Source organism: Mesorhizobium sp. M7A.F.Ca.MR.176.00.0.0 (assembly GCF_004023165.1).
GTDB lineage: Bacteria > Pseudomonadota > Alphaproteobacteria > Rhizobiales > Rhizobiaceae > Mesorhizobium.
Genome location: NZ_RZTC01000109.1, coordinates 1 through 17,407, shown reverse-complemented (window position 1 = coordinate 17,407; position 17,407 = coordinate 1). Strand labels below are relative to the sequence as shown.

17 protein-coding genes are annotated in these 17,407 nt (G+C 64.6%); 6 read left to right on the top strand and 11 right to left on the bottom strand.

The features are described from left to right. The 4 genes from EOB59_RS36765 to EOB59_RS27555 form a co-directional block, all read left to right on the top strand. Positions 1-318: ABC transporter permease (locus EOB59_RS36765; RefSeq protein WP_245486783.1), on the top strand; the 318-nt coding region annotated here is incomplete at its 5' end. Continuing rightward, positions 315-1,145, top strand: coding sequence for an ABC transporter permease (locus EOB59_RS27565; protein ID WP_128289681.1), 831 nt, complete (start codon positions 315-317; stop codon positions 1,143-1,145). The genes EOB59_RS36765 and EOB59_RS27565, both read left to right, overlap by 4 nt. A gap of 14 nt (positions 1,146-1,159) precedes the next feature. Beyond that, positions 1,160-2,161, top strand: a complete 1,002-nt coding sequence (locus EOB59_RS27560) for an ABC transporter ATP-binding protein (protein ID WP_189526321.1) — start codon at positions 1,160-1,162, stop codon at positions 2,159-2,161. Further along, positions 2,158-2,958, top strand: coding sequence for an ATP-binding cassette domain-containing protein (locus EOB59_RS27555; protein ID WP_127397361.1), 801 nt, complete (start codon positions 2,158-2,160; stop codon positions 2,956-2,958). The genes EOB59_RS27560 and EOB59_RS27555 overlap by 4 nt, the downstream gene beginning before the upstream one ends. 25 nt (positions 2,959-2,983) lie before the next feature. On the opposite strand, the gene EOB59_RS27550 is transcribed toward EOB59_RS27555, so the two are convergent. After that, positions 2,984-3,595, bottom strand: a complete 612-nt coding sequence (locus EOB59_RS27550; RefSeq protein WP_127397362.1) for an NAD(P)-dependent oxidoreductase — start codon at positions 3,593-3,595, stop codon at positions 2,984-2,986. Positions 3,596-3,636: 41 nt separating this feature from the next. Next, positions 3,637-4,275, bottom strand: coding sequence for a DsbA family protein (locus EOB59_RS27545; protein WP_127397363.1), 639 nt, complete (start codon positions 4,273-4,275; stop codon positions 3,637-3,639). Positions 4,276-4,404: 129 nt separating this feature from the next. On the opposite strand from EOB59_RS27545, the gene EOB59_RS27540 reads away from it, so the two are divergent. Beyond that, complete coding sequence (locus tag EOB59_RS27540; RefSeq protein ID WP_128289680.1) at positions 4,405-5,322, top strand: LysR family transcriptional regulator; 918 nt, start codon at positions 4,405-4,407, stop codon at positions 5,320-5,322. A gap of 12 nt (positions 5,323-5,334) precedes the next feature. Here the strand turns inward: EOB59_RS27540 and EOB59_RS27535 are convergent, their stop codons facing one another. From EOB59_RS27535 to EOB59_RS27495, 9 genes are all read right to left on the bottom strand, one after another. Then, positions 5,335-6,951 carry a GMC family oxidoreductase gene (locus EOB59_RS27535; protein WP_128289679.1) on the bottom strand — a complete coding sequence of 539 codons (1,617 nt, stop codon included), beginning with the start codon at positions 6,949-6,951 and terminating at the stop codon, positions 5,335-5,337. Further along, positions 6,948-8,462 (bottom strand): FGGY-family carbohydrate kinase, encoded by a 1,515-nt coding sequence (locus tag EOB59_RS27530; RefSeq protein WP_128289678.1) that lies wholly within the window; start codon positions 8,460-8,462, stop codon positions 6,948-6,950. Before EOB59_RS27530 ends, EOB59_RS27535 begins: the two co-directional genes overlap by 4 nt. Before the next feature lie 22 nt (positions 8,463-8,484). Then, positions 8,485-9,303: an aldolase gene (locus EOB59_RS27525; protein ID WP_189367568.1), complete on the bottom strand. Its 819-nt coding sequence runs from the start codon at positions 9,301-9,303 to the stop codon at positions 8,485-8,487. 14 nt (positions 9,304-9,317) lie between these two features. After that, positions 9,318-11,015 (bottom strand): glycerol-3-phosphate dehydrogenase/oxidase, encoded by a 1,698-nt coding sequence (locus tag EOB59_RS27520; RefSeq protein WP_128289676.1) that lies wholly within the window; start codon positions 11,013-11,015, stop codon positions 9,318-9,320. A 21-nt stretch (positions 11,016-11,036) separates the two neighbouring features. Next, a complete protein-coding gene (locus EOB59_RS27515) occupies positions 11,037-12,032 on the bottom strand; it encodes an aldo/keto reductase (RefSeq protein WP_128289675.1) in 996 nt (331 codons plus the stop codon). Next, complete coding sequence (locus tag EOB59_RS27510; protein ID WP_128289674.1) at positions 12,029-13,009, bottom strand: sugar-binding transcriptional regulator; 981 nt, start codon at positions 13,007-13,009, stop codon at positions 12,029-12,031. The genes EOB59_RS27515 and EOB59_RS27510 overlap by 4 nt, the downstream gene beginning before the upstream one ends. 26 nt (positions 13,010-13,035) lie before the next feature. Continuing rightward, positions 13,036-13,959: an ABC transporter permease gene (locus EOB59_RS27505; RefSeq protein ID WP_236383556.1), complete on the bottom strand. Its 924-nt coding sequence runs from the start codon at positions 13,957-13,959 to the stop codon at positions 13,036-13,038. Positions 13,960-14,035: 76 nt separating this feature from the next. Then, the gene (locus tag EOB59_RS27500) at positions 14,036-15,571 is read right to left on the bottom strand and encodes a sugar ABC transporter ATP-binding protein (protein ID WP_128289673.1); all 1,536 of its coding nucleotides are present in this window, start codon (positions 15,569-15,571) and stop codon (positions 14,036-14,038) included. 96 nt (positions 15,572-15,667) lie between these two features. Then, positions 15,668-16,699: a substrate-binding domain-containing protein gene (locus EOB59_RS27495; protein ID WP_128289672.1), complete on the bottom strand. Its 1,032-nt coding sequence runs from the start codon at positions 16,697-16,699 to the stop codon at positions 15,668-15,670. Positions 16,700-17,098: 399 nt separating this feature from the next. On the opposite strand from EOB59_RS27495, the gene EOB59_RS35705 reads away from it, so the two are divergent. Continuing rightward, positions 17,099-17,407: hypothetical protein (locus EOB59_RS35705; RefSeq protein ID WP_206622074.1), on the top strand; the 309-nt coding region annotated here is incomplete at its 3' end.

Here is a 17,407-nt window from a genome sequence, read left to right as displayed (position 1 = left end):
GCCGCAGCCGCGAGCCCGACAGCCAGCGACGTGCTGGCCGAGCTTTTCCACGGCGCCCGCAATGCACTGCTGCCGCTGGTCACCATGCTCGGCCTGCAGTCGGCGCAGATGCTCGGCGGCAGCGTCGTCATCGAGAGCGTTTTTTCCGTGCCCGGCCTCGGCCGGCTGGCGCAGGAGGCGGTCGCCTCCCGCGACACGCCACTTCTGCTCGGCATTATCCTCACCAGCGCCGTCCTGGTCATCGTCATCAATTTGCTCGTCGACATCGCCTACGCCTTGCTCGATCCGCGCGTAGGCGCCAGCGAGGCCGGCGCATGAGCCCGCTCCGCCGCTTTCTGCGCACGCCCGAGGCGGTCGCCGGCGCCATGCTCCTGGCGGCGCTGATCGCCATGGCGCTGTCGGCGTCGCTGCTGTTCCCCGGCGATCCGCAAGCGATTGCCGGGCCGGCGCTGCTGCCGCTGTTCCAGGACTGGTCGCTGCCGCTGGGCACCGACCGGCTTGGCCGCGACGTGCTGGCCGAGCTTTTCCACGGCGCCCGCACATCGCTGGCTGTCGGGCTCGCGGCTGCGGCCGCCGCACTTGTCGTCGGCGCCGTGGTCGGCACATTGGCCGGCTTTGCCGGCGGCCTCGTCGACGAGGTGCTGATGCGCATCACCGACGCCTTCCAGACCGTGCCGAGCTTCCTGCTGGCACTGGCCTTCGTCAGCGTCGTCGGACCGTCGCTCGGCGTCGTCGTGATTGCCATCGCGCTCGGCACCTGGACCGGACCTGCTCGGGTCGCCCGCGCGGAAGTCCTCTCCATTCGCGAACGCGATTATGTCGCCGGGGCCAGGGTCATCGGCATGCACCCGCTGGCGATCGCCTTTCGCGAGGTGCTGCCCAATGCCCTGCCGCCGGTGCTGGCGATGTCGTCGGTGATCGTCGCCGCCGCGATCCTCACCGAGGCGGCCTTGTCCTTCCTCGGCCTGGGCGACCCCAACCGGGTCACCTGGGGCGGAATGATCGCCGAAGGCCGCGCTGTCCTGCGTACCGCGCCCTTCCTGTCGATTGTCCCGGGCATAGCGCTGGTGCTGACCGTGCTCGGCGCCTACCTCGCCGGCGAAGGCATTGTCGAGACGACAGCGGTCAGGAGAGGCCTGTCGTGACCACGCTCGCTTCGATCCGCGACCTGACGGTGACCTACCGCCGTGACGGCAATGAGGTGGCAGCGCTGAGGAGTGTAAGCCTCGATATTGCCAATGGCGAACGCCTCGCCATCATCGGCGAAAGCGGTTCAGGCAAAAGCACGCTGGCACTGGCGATTGCCGGGCTGTTGCCGGTCTCGTCCAGGGTTGATGGGCGGATCGACTGGTTCTTGCCATCATCGCCACCCTCTGGCGCCAAGGCACCCCCCTCTGTCCTGCCGGACATCTCCCCCTCAAGGGGGGAGATTGGCAGTTCCACCGCAGGCCCTCTTTCTGCATCTCTGGCGATGGGCGAAAGTGGAGACAAGGGCGTAATCTCCCCCCTTGAGGGGGAGATGTCCGGCAGGACAGAGGGGGGCCTCGTAAGGCGCGAAGTCCGAAAGTCTTCCCTCAAACAGAGCTACATCCCCCGCCTCGGCCGCGACATCGGCTTCGTCTTCCAGGACCCCTCCGCCAGCCTCGATCCTGTCATGACCATCGGCAAGCAAATCGCCGAAGTAGCGCGCACGCATCTCGGCCTCACCTGGTCCCAATCCTATGCCAGGGCCAAAAGCCTGCTCGAGCGCGTCCGCCTGCCGGACCCGGACTCAGCCTTGCGCGCCTTCCCGCATCAGCTTTCCGGCGGCCAGAAGCAGCGTGTGGCGATCGCCGCAGCCATTGCGGCCGGTCCGAAATTGCTGATCGCCGACGAAGCGACCAGCGCGCTCGATACCATCGTGCAGGCCGAGATCGTCGCCTTGATCCGACGCCTGGTGACCGAGGACGGCATGACGCTGCTGTTCATCAGCCACGACATCGCGCTGGCGGCCGAGCTTGCCGAGCGTATCGCTGTTTTCCGTCATGGCCAGTTGGTCGAGCTTGGCATGACGGCGCAGATTGTCGGCGCCCCGGCCCAGCCCTATACGCGTGCATTGCTCGACGCCCATATAGGCCTCGACACCAGGCCGTTGCTGGACCGAGCCGGGCTCCACGCATGAGCCTGCTGGCGGTGTCCAACCTCACCAAGCGCTACCGTCGAGGCGACAAGACCATCGCCGCCGTCGACGATGTCTCCTTTCACATCGACCCCGGTGAGACGCTGGCGTTGGCCGGACCTTCCGGCAGCGGCAAGTCGACGATCGCGCGGTTGGTGCTGCGATTGATCGAGCCGGACGACGGACGCATCGACTTCGAGGGCAGTGATTTCCTGGCCTCGAGCGGCGCCGCGCTGCGAGCACGCCGCGCACGCCTGCAAATGGTGTTCCAGGACCCATTGGCCGCCTTCAATCCGCGCGCCACGGTGGCGCGTGTGCTCGACGATCCCTTGCGCGTCCATGGCATCGCCTCCCGCGCCGAGCGCCCGCGCCGCATCGCCGCCTTGCTGGAGCGCGTCGGGCTGACGGCGAACCTCGCCCCGCGTGCCATCCATGAGATCTCCGGCGGACAGCGGCAGCGCGTCGCCATTGCCCGCGCCATCGCCACGAAGCCGTCGCTGATCGTGCTCGACGAGGCGGTGTCGGCGCTCGACGTCTCCGTACGCGGGGAGATCCTCGAGCTTTTGCTCGACCTGCAACGCCAGGAAAAGATCGCCTATCTCTTCATTTCACATGATCTCGGCGTCATCAGGTCGGTCGCCCACCGCGTCATCCTTCTCGACGCCGGCCGGGTTGCCGAGAACGGCGATGCCCGAACCGTCATCGACTCACCGCAATCGGCCATTGGCAAGGCGCTGGTGGCGGCAGCACCGAGATTGAACCGGACCCTGATGCGGCTGGCGTCGGCCGGCCTCGATTGAGTTCCGGCCGCCACCACCGGTTCGCTCAATAGCCGACGGTGAAGCGCTGCCTGATGTGGGCCGGCTTCTCGATCTCGTCAACCATGACGATCGCATAGTCCTCGAAGGAAATGCTGCTGCCCTTATCGGAGGCGAGAAGTGTATCCTTGCCGAGGCGGAATTTGCCTGTGCGCTCGCCAGGCACGAACATGGCGGATGGCGACAGGAACGTCCAATCGAGGTCGTCGACCGTCTTCAATCTGTCCAGGAAGTCGGCGCCCTTCTGCGCTTCGGCCTTGTAGATATCAGGGAAGTCGGGGCTATCGACCAGCCGCTTGCCCGGTGCGACTTCGAGACTGCCGGCGCCGCCGACGATCAGATAGCGCTTCACGCCGGAGGCGCGCACCGCCTCGATCAGCGTATCGGCATCGCTGTCCAGGAAATGCACGGAGCTGATCACCGCGTCATGGCCGCGGATCAGGTCCGCGAGACCTTGTCTGTCGAAGACATCGCCCTTCCTCGCCGTCACGCCCGGAAGCGCGGCGATCTTTTCCGGGTTGCGCGCAATGCCGGTGACGGTGTGGCCGCGATCGGAGAGTTCCCTGAGAAGGCGTGAACCGACAGCGCCCGATGCACCAATGAGAGCGACTTTTGCCATGTCTGTTTCCTTATTTCTTGTTGGGGGTCTGGAGGATGGGATCACGCCGCCGCGATATGGGCGACAAGATTGTCGAAGCTGCCGAACAGCGCGTTCGAACCGATGAGCCGGGGCGCATCATTGCGGATGACCGAGAGCGAAGGCACGCCATCGGCATGCAGGCGCTGGAACAGCGCACGGCCACGGCCAACCAGATCGCGGTGAGCCGTCAGCAATGTTTCGGTCGGCGCCTTGAGCATTTCGGCGGCGTCCGCCATGCCGGCGGCGGCGAGCACCTCGGCCACACCGCCGATCGTCACGACATCGCGTCCTTCTACATAGCGCGCATGCTGGATCGTCTTCAGCGCCGCAAGCCGGCGGCTGGGATCTTCCAGGCCAGCGGCACTGATGCCGAGTGTGGCGGCATGTGAATCGAGCAGGGTCCCACGGACATTGAGGACATTGTGCCGATAGGCCGGCGTGAAGGATTGTCCGGTCAGGCGCTCGATGCGCTGGTCGTTCGCCCAGGCATGCGCCGCAAAGCCTTCATCCATCGGACGTGCGCCGGCGCCGGAAAACAGGCCGGTCGGCAGCAGTTCGACGTTCAGGCCGGCGGCCGACAACCGGTCGAGCATCGGGGTGGCGCCATAGCACCAGCCGCAGAGCGGATCGAAAAGATAGGTCACTTCTGAATTGCTCATAGTCGCTGCCATTCCTGCCCGGCCACCGGACTCGTCGAGGCCGTCGCTCATATGGCAGACGGCAGCCTTGCGATAAATGGCGCCCAATTATACAAACTGTCTGATCTGATCATACAAAGGGCAGCCAGCTTGGCCGAACTTCTGAACCTCAATCGGCTCGCCTACTTCACCACGGTGATGGAAACCGGCTCATTCACCGCCGCGGCCGACCGGCTTGGCGTCGCCAAGGCCGTGGTCAGCCATCAGATCGGCAAGCTCGAAGAGGAGCTGGGCGCAACGCTGCTGCAGCGCACGACCCGGCGTGTCACGCCGACCGAAGAGGGCCGCCTCTTCTATGACCGCGCGATGATCATCCTGCGCGAAGCGGAGGCGGCCTATGGCGAAATCTCGCGCGGGGCCGTCGAACCGAGCGGAACGCTGAGGCTGACAGCGCCACTCGACTACGGCACCAAGATGGTGGCTCCGGTCATGGCGGCCTATCTCAGAACCTACCCGCATATGCGCGTCGAGGCGATCTTCGACGACGCAGTCAGCAATCTGGTGGACGAGCAGATCGATCTCGGCATCCGCGTCGGCTGGCTAACCGATTCCTCGAACCAGGCGCGGCGCCTGGGGACGATCCGGCAAACCGTGGTGGCGAGCCCTGGCTTCGCGGCGAGCCTGCCGCCCGACGTAACGCCGCGCCAGGCAAGATCGCTGGCCTGGGTCGGCAACACCCAGTTGCGCGGCATCGGCCAATGGCTGTTTTCCAGGGACACTGAGACGGTGCTGACCGAACTCAATCCGGTCATCATGTGCGACAAGAGCCCCGCCGCCCTGGCTTGCGTGCTCGTCGGCATCGGGCTCGGCGTCTTTCCGGATTATAGCGTCAGCGACGATATCGCCGAGGGGCGGCTGGTGCCGGTGTTTGCCGACTGGAGCCTGCCGTCAGGCGGCATCCACGCGGTCTTTCCGCCGGCCCGGTTCCGGCCCGCCAAGGTGCGCACCTTCGTCGATCTGCTCGCGGCGGCCGAGAGACGGCGATCGCGCGGTGTTGCCGCGGCTTGAAGCCGATGGCGGTCAGCGGGCCTCTTGCAGGATCATCTCGGCTGCCTTTTCCGCGATCATGACGACCGGCGAGTTGGTGTTGCCCGAGACGATTGTCGGCATGATCGAGGCATCGACCACGCGCAGCCCGCCAAGCCCGTGAACACGCAGGCCGTCGTCGACCACCGCCATCGTATCCGAACCCATCTTGCAGGTGCCGACGGGGTGGAAGATCGTCGTGCCGATATCGCCGGCCTTGCGGATGAGTTCTTCGTCGCTGTCATACTGCGTGCCGGGCAGCATCTCTTCCGGCGCAAAGCGCGCCACCGCCTGTGCCTTCATCAAACTGCGGACATGACGCAACGACGCGACGGCCACGCTGCGGTCCCCCTCGGTGGAAAGATAGTTCGGCCGGATCTTCGCCGCCTCCCGCGCGTCGGCTGAACCCATGTGCACGCTGCCCCGGCTTTCGGGACGCAGATTGCAGACCGAGACGGTGACCGCGGGAAAGCGATGCAGCGGCTCGCCCAGACGGTCGGTGCTCAGCGGCTGCACATGGTATTCGAGGTCGGGGGTTGCGAGACGCGGATCGCTCCTGGCGAAGATGCCGAGCTGGCTCGGCGCCATCGACAGCGGCCCGCTGCGCTTGAGCGCGTATTCCAGCCCCATCGACGCACGGCTGACCAGATTGTGATAGCGCTGGTTGAGCGTGGCGGTGTTGGCGACCTTGAAGACGGTGCGGATCTGCAAATGGTCCTGCAGATTTTCTCCGACGCCCGGCAAGGCGTGACGAACATCCACGCCGATGCCCGAGAGCAGGTCGGGGCGACCCACCCCCGACAGTTCGAGCAGCTTGGGCGAGTTGATGGCGCCGGCCGCAAGGATCGTCTGTCCAGCGCGGACCTGGTGCAGGCGGCCGCCTTGGCGGAAAACCAATCCGGTGACGCGCCGGCCGTCGAATTCGAGCCGTTCGGTCTCCGCGCCGAGCACCACGCGCAGGTTCTTGCGCCCCGCTATGCCGCGCAAAAACGCCTTCGACGTGTTCCAGCGCACGCCCTTCCTTTGGTTGACCTCGAAATAGCCCGAGCCTTCATTGGTGCCGGTGTTGAAGTCTTCGGTGCGCGGAATGCCGAGTTCCTCGGCCGCGTCCCGGAAGGCGTCAAGGATCGGCCATGAAAGCCGCTGCCGTTCGACCCGCCACTCGCCGCCGCTCCCGTGCATGGCGCCTTTGCCGCCGTGATAGTCTTCCGATTTGAGGAAATAGGGCAACACGTCGTCCCAGCCCCAGTCGGCATTGCCGGCCTGACGCCAGCCATCGTAGTCGGCTGCCTGGCCGCGCATGTAGATCATGCCGTTAATCGATGAACAGCCGCCAAGCACCTTGCCGCGCGGATAGTTGAGGCTGCGTCCATTGAGACCGGCTTCCGGCTCGGTCTTCATCATCCAGTCGGTGCGCGGGTTGCCCATGCAGAAGAGATAGCCGATCGGGATATCGACCCAGTGATAGCGGTCGCTGCCGCCGGCCTCGAGCAGCAGCACATTGTTGCGCGGATCGGCGGAGAGCCGGTTGGCGAGCACACAGCCGGCGGAGCCGGCGCCGACGATGACATAGTCGTAACTGCCGAACGGGGACGGTGGAGCTTCGGTCACGTGCGCGCCTGCTGTCCGGCGATGCGCTCCCACATCGGGGTCATCGCCTGGTTGATCTCGCCGTACAGTCGATACCGTCCCGCATATGCATCGGCAACCGCCTCGTTGGGTACAAAATGTCGGGCGGCCGCCGTCATGGCGGCGGCACCTGCGCTGTAGTCCGCGAAAATGCCGACGCCGGTGCCCGCCGCGATCGCCGCTCCCAGCGCGCCGGTTTCGCGGCTGCGCGCCACGGTGACGGGCACGCCGAGCACATCGGCGAATATCTGCGGCCAGACGCTGCTGCGCGAGCCCCCGCCCGACAGCACCACCTGGTCGAAATCAGCGCCCGCTCTGTGCAAGGTCTCGACATGGCGCTTATGCTCGAAGGCAACGCCCTCGAACAGCGCACGCAGCAGATGGGCTCGGCTGTGCCAGCCGGCGATGCCATAGAAGCCTGCGCGCGCATGGCCATTCTGCTGCGAGCCGTAAAGGAAGGGATGATAGATCGGGATGTCGCTGTTGGGATCGACGGACGCCACCAGTTCGCTGCACAATTCGAACGGCGACTTGCCGGCTTCGCCACCATGTTCGAGGAATTCGCGAACGATCCATTCGAGATTGGCGGCCGAGGTGGCACTGGATTCGATCGCCAGATAGCGCTGGCGGTCGAAAGTCGACAGCATGAAGATCGACTCGTCGCGGATCGGTTCGTCGGTGATGACCTGATTGATGCTCCAGGTGCCGGCGATAACCGAGGCGGCACCGGTTCTGGTCACGCCCGAACCGACCGCGCTGGCGACGACATCGAACAGCCCGGCGACGACCGGCGTGCCGGCGCGCAGTCCCGTCAGGGCCGCCACCTCCGCGCTGACATGACCGGCAATGTCGGCCGATTCCAGCACCGGCGGCAGCAGGTCCATGCAATCGCCGAGCCCATAGGCGGCAAGCAGGTCCGGCTCGTAGCGGCGGTCCTGCATCTGCAGCAGGCCGCAGCCCGACATATCTGAACTATCGCTGCTGCGCGCGCCGGTCAGGCGGTTGACGACGAAATCCTTGCACAGGAATACAGTTCCGATGCTGGCGAACAAGGCCGGCGAAAAGCGCTTGAGCCAGGCAAGCAGGGTCGGCGTCTGCGCCGCCCACGGCCGTTGCAGGCAATGTGCATAGGTGCGGTCGCCGACATTCTCTTTTGCCCATTCGGCGACGATGTCGACCGCGCGTGTGTCGAGCGACTGGATGCCGATCAATGGCGCGCCCGTGCGATCGAGCGCGTAGAGCCCGTTGCCATGGCCGGCGCAGCCGATGGCGACGATCTCGCCGGCGTCGATGCCGGCTTCAGCAATGCATTGACCAATGACCGAGACCGCGTTGCGCCAGAGTTCGTCGAGGTCGCGTTCGACATGTCCGGGCTTTGGCATGGATGAGCGGCCGTCACGGGCGGCGAATGCCAGTTCGCGGCCGGACAGGTCGAAGAGGATAGCCTTGATGACGGTGTTGCCGGCATCGAGACCGAGAATATAGCTTGCCATTGGCGCCTCCCGAGGCCGCAGCCTAGGCCTGGTTGTACAGATCCCAGGCCGTGCTGCCATCGGCATCGTCGTGAATGATCGCCATCAGCCCGCGCACGACAGCGCTCGGGTTGGCGTGCTGGTAGATGTTGCGGCCATAGACCATGCCAAGCGCACCCTGTGCCATCAAGGCGGCCGACTTGTCGAACACGGCACGCAGATCCTCCTTGCCGCCGCCGCGCACCAGCACCGGGCAGCGCGCCGCCTCGACGACGCGGTGGAAGTCGTTGGGATCGGTGGTCGGATCGGCCTTGACGATATCGGCGCCCATTTCACGGGCAAGCCGGGTCAAGGTGACGATCTTTTCGGCATCGCCGTCGACCATGTAGCCGCCATGCTCTGCGACCGGCAGCATGGCCAGCGGCTCGATCATCAGCGGCAGGCCGTATTTCTCGCAATCGGCGCGCACGCGGGCGATGTTCTGCACGCATTGCCGGAACAGGTCGGGTTCGTCGGGCAGCATGAACAGATTGACCACGACGCAAGCCGCATCCATCTCGATGGCGCCAAGCAAGGGCTCGGCTTCGTTCTGCAGCACCGCCCACATCGCCCGGTGGCGTATCCTGTTATAGGGATTGCCCATGTCGATGCGCATCACCAGCGCCGGCTTGTCCTTGCCAGGCACGGCCTGCAGCAGATCGGCCTGGCCGTAGTTCATCTGGATGGCGTCGGGGCCGGCCTTGACCAACTGATTGACCACACCGGCCATGTCTTCCAGCCCGGCAAGGAAGCTCGGCTCGTTGCAGACACCGTGATCGATGGCTACGTCGAGGCAGCGGCCGCCATCGAACAGCCGGTTCATGCGGACTTTCTTGTTTATGCGCATAGGGCGCTCCTTTGATGCGTCTGGAGATCGATGCCGTGCCGGTAGGCCAGCAAGGTGAGGAAGGTCGCGCGCTCGGTGGCGGCCTCGCTGGCGCTCCAGCCCTTGTGCGCCGCCAGCATGTCGAGAACGGCATTGACGAGGTCGAAGCTGAGACCGCCCGAAATGGCGATGGTGGTGCGGCGCAGGAACAGGTCGGCGAGGCACTCGACCTGCTCGCGCTCGATGATGCGCCCTATCTCGTTTGCCGAATAGTCCGACCGCGGCAGCATCTGTTCGCCCGCCGGGTGCGAAACGAAATCCCTGGCCGACGTGCCATAGCGCTGCAGAAGTGTGCGCGCGCGCTCGACCGGCAGGCCATGCTCGGCGGCGAATGACGCGCACCAGGCGTCCGGATCGGCGGGGAAATCGCGGCCGCCACCGATGGCCATGTCCTGCGTGCCCTGGCTGCGCGCGAGGCCGAGCCGCTTCAGCGCCATATCGGCGGCCAGCGCTCCAAACGAACGGAAGGTGGTCCACTTGCCGCCGATCATGCACAACGTCGCCGGCAGATGTCCGGCCGGTTCGACGAACTCGCAAAAATGATCGCGCGGTATGCGGCCCGTAAAACTGTCTTCGCTGGCGGGCAAAGGACGCACGCCGGCAAAGCGGAACACGATCTGGTCATCGCTAACCTTGATCGAGGGGAAGACGAAAGCGAGCGACTGCAGGATGTAGCGCTGCTCGTCCTCCTCGCAACGGACCTGGTCCGGATCGTCCACCCGGATGTCGGTCGAGCCGATCAGCACCTTGCGTAGATATGGAAACAGGATGCAGATGCGCCCGTCCTCGTTCTCATAGTAGACCATATGGCCGCCGAGCGCGTCGAACAGTTCGCCGTTGTCGACGATCAGATGCGAGCCCTTGGTACCGCCCATCATCGTCTGCGCCGTTGCCCCGATGGACTTGTTGGTCAGGTCGATCCAGCCGCCGGTGGCGTTGATGACCAGTTGCGGCCGCACCGGCAGCTCTTCGCCCGTCAGCGTGTCGGTAATGGCGAGGCCATCGCCTGTCGACGACACCTGCGCATAGTTCAAGACGCGGGCATTCGTCGCGCTCGCCATGGCGTCCAGCAGCATCTCCAGGCCGAGGCGCTCGGGCCGGCTCACCCAGGCGTCGTAGTAGGTCGCCGAATTGCGGATCGCCGGGTTGATCGCCGGCCATGTCTTCAGGGTTTCGGCGCGGCCCCTGAACCGGTGCGTCGGCATCAAACGCCGTGCAGCGGTGAAAAGGTCATACATGGCGAGCCCGGCCTTGATGACCAGCGCCCCGCGCCGGCTGGGCCGCCGCGTCAGCCCCAGGAAACGCACCGCACCGTTGGCGAGACCCGAGAAAATGTCGAAGATCGGCACCGTCGTCGGTAAAGGGGCCACATAGTGCGGCGCATTTCTCAGCAGCCGGTCGCGTTCGAGCAGCGATTCGCGCACCAGTTTGAACTCGCCGTTTTCGAGGTAGCGCAGGCCGCCATGCACCATGCGCGACAGGGCGGCGCTGGCGCCGCTGCAATAATCGCCCTTTTCCGCCAGCACGACATCGACCCCTTGCAGGGCCAGTTCGCGAAAGACGCTGATGCCGTTGATGCCGCCACCGATGACGAGCACGGCGATATCAGGCCGGTCGCGCAGACCGGCTAACGTATGACTACGGTTCATTGGGGCTGTTGCCTTTTTTGCTCAGGCATCCATCGCGGTGAGATGCGCGGCTGCCGCGGCGTCGATCGCCGCAAGCTCGCTTGCCGCAAGCGTGATCTCGCCGGCCCGTGCATTGTCGAGCGCCTGTTCGGGATTGCGCGCGCCGCACAGGGCGAAGGTGATGCCCGGCTGGGCGAGCGTCCAGGCAATGACGATCTGCGCCATCGACGCCTGGTGGCTCTCGGAGATCGGGGCGATGGCCTCTTTCAGCTTTGCGACCTTCTGCCGGTTGGCCGTGGAAAAGCGTGGGTTGTCCTTGCGCTGGTCGTCGCCGCCGAATGTGCGGCCGGGGTCGACCGTGCCGGTGAGCAGCCCCAGCGCCAGCGACGAGTAGCTGAGGGTGGCAATGTCATGGCGGCGGGTGATCGGCAGCAGGCTGCTCTCGAGGGCGCGGTCGATCATCGAATAGCGCTCCTGGATCGCATCGAGCTGGCCGGCGTCGATATAATGGCCAAGATCCTCGGCGCTGATATTGCTGGCGCCAATGGCGCGGATCTTGCCGGCTGCCTTGAGCTTTTCCAATACCGCCATCGTCTCGGCGATCGGCGTCGTCGGGTCCTGCCAATGGGTGATGTAGAGGTCGATATGATCGGTGCCCAGACGGCGCAGGCTCTGCTCGACCTCATAGGCGATGCCGTCGGCGCCGAGATAGCGATGCACAGGCTTGCCGTCCTGATCGAAGAAATGGCCGCCCTTGCCCGAATGCCAGTTCAGCCCGCATTTGGTCGCGATCACCACTTTGTCGCGCTTGCCCTTGATGGCGGTGCCGACGATCGCCTCGCTGCGGCCAAGACCGTAGGCCGGCGCTGTGTCGATCAGGCTGAGGCCGGCATCGATCGAGGCTTCGATCGCCCTGACCGACTCCTTCTCGTCGGTGCCGCCCCACATCCATCCGCCAATCGCCCAGGTGCCCAGGCCTACAGCCGACGCCGATATGCCGGACTTGCCGATCTGCCGCTGGATCTTTCGAGAATTCATGCTACCTCCTGTTCGGCCAGCTCGAGGATCTGGAGCCCCGTGGCCTCGTCCGTGACGATGGTGTCGAGATGGTTGCCGCGCAGGGCGGCGAGGATCGGCGCGACCTTGCTGGGGCCGCTTGCGATGCCGATCGAGCGCGGGATGGTCGCGAACTCGTCAAGCGTCAGCGAGACCAGCGAACGGTTGAGCGAGTAGTTGCAAAGCTTGCCCCCGCGGTCGATGAGATGAGCGAGCAGCTCGCCTGTCGCCCCGGACTTCTCGATCGCCTGGCGATCGGCATTCGAGGACGGATGCAGGTCGTAATAGCTGGAATCGTCGGTCAGGATGGAGCCGACACCCACCACCGCGACATCCGCCTCGCGCGCCTTGCGAAACACGTCTGCGACGGAGCTGATGCCCATCAGCATCTCGCGCTGCTGCGCGGTATCGGCAAACAGCGGCGCATGGATCTGGTAAGCGCGGCCGCCGAGCTTGTCGGCCATCAGCGAGGCGACGTGGTTGACGTCGGTGTAGTGCTTGCCCTGGACCAGGCCGGTGGCGGGAATGATCTCGACGTCGTATCGGCGCCCCGGCTTGAGACCGGCGACCAGCGCGCTGACGCCCTTGCCGCCGGTGATCGAGATCGTGTCGCCATCCTTGATGGTGTCGAGCAGCAGCCCAGCCGCCGCCTCGCCGACCCGCTGCAGGGCCGTGTGCGGATTATCGGAAACCGACGGCACCACCATCGCCCGCTCGATGCCGCCCAGCGCAACCAGCCGTGCTTCCAGGTCGACCAGATGGTCGATCGGCGACTTGATCTTGATCTCGACGAGGCCGAGCTGGTGGCCGCGCTTGATCAGCCGGTTGACCGTCGCGTGCGAGAGGCCGAGTTCCCCGGCGATCTCGGCCTGGGTCTTGCCTTCGATATAATGCAGGACAAGCGCCTGGTGCATCTGACGAACAGCGGCGATGTCGTCGCGGGTGTTGGGAGGGGCCATGGTCTTGCTTCGCCGCCTTTGAGGGTTCAGGACTTCTTGCGGTGCAGGAAATGATCGATCGACACCGCCGCCAGCAGGATGCATCCCTTGATCATGTCCTGCCAATAGACCGAGACGTCGAGCAGGATAAGCGAGCTCGTCACCACCGACAGCAACGCCATGCCGAGGATCGCTCCGAAGATGGTGCCCGAGCCGCCATTCAGCGAAGCGCCGCCGATGACGGCCGCGGCTATGATGTTGAGTTCCATGCCGGCGCCGAAGGTCGGTGTCGCCGCGCCGAAGCGCGCCATGTAGATGACACCGGCCAGGCCGGCGAGGGTCGAGCACAGCACCGTGACCCAGAACTTCACCTGATTGGTCCTGATGCCGGAGAACTGCGCGGCCTTCTCGTTGGAGCCGGTGTAGAAAACCTTGCGGAAGGCCGTGGCGCGACGCAGCAGGAAGTCGAAGATGGCCACCACGACGATGAAGATCAGGATGACATAGGGGATGTTGTTGAAACTGCCCTGGCCGATGGCCTTGAAAGCCGGCGGCAGGGTGAACAGCGACAGCGGCGTGCCCTTGGTGACCACCAGGCACATGCCGCGCACGATGACCATGGCCGCCAGCGACGTGATGAAATGATTGAGGCCTATCACGGTCACGAAGAAGCCCATCGCCGCGCCGATCAGCGCGCTGACGCCGATGCCGATCAGGCTTGCCGTCCAGGGATCGAGGCCGGCGAGGAACAGCGCCCCCGAGACCACCATCGAGAAACACACGACCGAGCCGACGGAAAGGTCGATGCCGCCGACGATGAGCAGGATCGTCATGCCGACGACGACGATGCCTTCGATGGAAAAGCTCATCAGCATGGCGCGGAAATTGCCCCATGTCAGGAAGTGCGGCGAGGCGAAGCTCATGGCGATGCACAGCGCCAGGATGATGACGATCAGCCCGGCCTCGCGCATCGAGGCGAGCTGAGCGAAATTGATGCGCCGCCCGGCGGCCTTGATCTCGGCGTGCACGAGCGCTTCTCCTGATTCCCTAGGCGACATTCTGGGCCTGCCTTTGATTTGAACTGTCTTGAACGCCCGAGGCGAGCATGATGATGGCTTCCTCGCCGAGCTCGCTGGCGGTGAGTTCGCCGGCGATCCTGCCTTCGCGCACCACGACAACGCGGTCGCACAAGCCAATCAGCTCCGGCAGTTCCGACGAGATGACGATGACGCCGACACCGCTGCCGGCAAGCTGGCGCAGCAGCCGGTGGATCTCGACCTTGGCGCCGACATCAATCCCGCGCGTCGGCTCGTCCATGATGATGACTTTGGGACTGACGGACAGCTGCCTGGCGATGGCAACCTTCTGCTGGTTGCCACCGCTCAGCGTCGAGACGGCGGCATCGATGCCGGCCATGCGCACGCCGAGCCTGCCGGTCAGCTCCTTCGCCTGACGATCCTCGGCCTTGCGGTCAAGCAGGCCGAGGCGCCCGGTCAGCCTGGCGAGGTCGAGCGCGGAGATGTTCGCCGCGATCGGCAGATCGAGGAACACGCCGGAGCCTTTGCGGTCCTCGGAAAGATAGACCAGCCCCGCCTTGACCGCATCGCCATAGCCGCGCAGCCGGAGCTGCTTTCCGTCGAGCGCGACGGTTCCAGACGTCCTTGGCCTCAGACCACAGACCGTTTGCGCGATCTCGCTGCGGCCGGCGCCGATCAGGCCGCCTATGCCCAGAATTTCGCCGGCACGAAGCTGCAGATCGACGTCGGCGAAGCGGCGGTTATCGGAAAGCCCCTCGACCGAGAGAAGCAGGCGCCCGGGCTCCTGCGGCGCCAGCTTGTCGGGATAGAGCTGGGTGATTTCGCGGCCGACCATCTTGCGTACGACATCGTCCGGTGAGACGGTTGCGATCGGATCGGTCGCCACGTAGCGGCCGTCGCGGAAGACGGTGACGCGGTCGCACAGCGAGAATATCTCGGCCATGCGGTGGCTGATATAGACCACCGAAATGCCCCGCTCCTTGAGCCCGCGCACGATCGAGAACAGGCGCTGCGCTTCGCTTTCGGTCAGCGCCGCGGTCGGCTCATCGAGCATCAGCACCTTGCAGTCGAGCGTGAGCGCCTTGGCGATCTCGACAAGCTGCTGGTTGGAAATGGAGAGGTCGGCAACCCTGGTACGCACCGGAATGGGCGCGAGCAGGTCCATGACCTTCTGGGCGTCGGCGTAGAGTTTTTGGAAATTCATCAGCGGCGCGCGCCGGCTGTTGATCGCGGCCATGTAGATGTTTTCGGCAACCGTCGCGTCCTGGCACAGCGCGATCTCCTGGTGGACAAGCGCAATGCCGAGACGTTGCGCGGCTGCGGGCGAGTGGATCGAAATGCGCTCACCATCGATCAGGATGTCGCCCTCGTCGGGCTGCAATACACCGGCGATCATGTTCATCAGCGTCGACTTGCCGGCGCCGTTCTCTCCGCACAGTGCATGGATTTCGCCGCGCCGCAGCTCGAACCGTACGTCGCTCAGCGCCTTGACCGGGCCGAACGCCTTGGACAGGCCACGGATTTCAAGAATGGGCGCCTGGGTCACGCCGTGCTCCTGCGATGAACCTGCGGGGGAGGAAGGAGGCCGAAGCCTCCTTCCCGGTTAATCCGGCCATGCCGAGGCCGGGCGGCGAGATCGAGACTATTCCTCGATGCCCTTGGTGCCGCGACGCTTGAGGTACTTGTCCCAGTAGAAGTCATCCGCATTGTCCTTGGAGACAATGGAGAAGCCATTGTCGACGAAGGGCACGCTCATCGGGTTGAAACCCGAACGCTTGGCGTCGTTCATCGGGTCGATCAGGCCGGGATGCTTGGCCATCCACAACAGCATGAAGCCCATATAGCCCTGCATGCCCTGGTTTGGATTGACCGAGCCGAAGATCTCGCCGGCCTTGATCATGTCGAGGATCTTGGCATTAACGTCGGCGAGCATGACGCGGATCTTGCCACCGCCTTCCTTGGCGGCCTGGGCAGCGCCGATGGCCGAGTTGGCCTCCGGCATGAACACGGCGCCAAGATCAGGATGCGCCTGCGCCAGGCTCAGAACCGCCTGATAGGCCTTGGTCGGATCCTGGTTCGAAGCGGCGAGGCCGACGAGCTTCATGTCAGGCCATTTGGCTTCCATGCGGGCAACGAACGCGTTGACGCGCTTGTCGTGGTTGTCCTGGCCGGGATTCTCCAGCACCGCATATTCGCCCTTGCCCTCCATCGCCTTGGCAACGGCGTCGGCGGCATAGGTGCCTTCGGCATTGTTGTCGGAGGTGATGTAGGAGACGCGCTTGGAATTCGGCGAGTCGGCGGCGAAGGTCACCACCGCGGTGCCCTGTTCGATGGCGCGGTTGATCGGCTCGATGAACGGATCGGAGTTCATCGGATGCACCAATATGCCGGCCGGCTTCTGCGCCAGCGCCTGGTCGAAGGTCGCGATCTGCTTGTTGACGTCGTATTCCGGCGTACCCGTATAGGCGGTCTCGCAGCCGAACTGCTGGCCGGCCTGCTTGAACATTTCATAGACCGGGAACCAGTATTCGACGCCCGAGACCATGACGTTCATGACATATTTTTCACCCGGCTCGCATTTGAACGGGTTTGGGGTTTCGGCGCGTACCTGCATCGACCCAAAGCAGGTCGATGCAGCCGCCGCGATTGCGAGCGTGCTCAGAAATTTGCGCAAGTTTCCTCCCTTGGCCGAAGCCATCCTCAATGACCGTCGCAGGCGCTCACCGAGCGCTGCCGTATGGATTTGATGATGCCGACCTTCCTCCGAAAGCCGACGATCGGGACATTACAACCTCGGCGCATGTTGTCAATATAATTCAGATATTGAAATATATTTCACAACCTACTTCCGGGGAGTCATACGCTCCGGTCGACGAAGGTGGTCGCAGGCCGCCAAGGTGGGCCAGGCAAGGCCTTTCCGGCCTTTTTGGCCGCGAACCGGGGAGTGTGGTTGGAGTATCTGCACCCAGGAGTTCGCGCGGTGCCCTCCCGCCGGCCGCGTCTTATCACGTGAAGCCCAGATCTTGTTTGATAAGCATCTGCTCCGGGCGCGGCGTGACGCTCTCCATGTCGCTTGGCCAAGAAGTCTGCTGCTGCGTCGGCTTACAGCAGCCTTGACCACCCGGAGTATTCCGAGAACCTTCGGCTGTCCCCCGAATGCGAACGGCCCGCTGGCTGGTGCCTGGCGAACTGTTTGTTTGGTGCAGATTGGTTTGCAGGGGACGGGATTGGTTTTTTTGTTCCGCAGCTGGGCTTCGCCTTGTTGCGGGCGCCTGATCCGGGGCAATCGGTGGCCAGCCAAGATGAACATCAAAACGGTCCGCCGGCATTGTTCCTGGCGGATTGTTTGCTTACCGAAGTTTGGTTGGGGAGAGGATTTGAG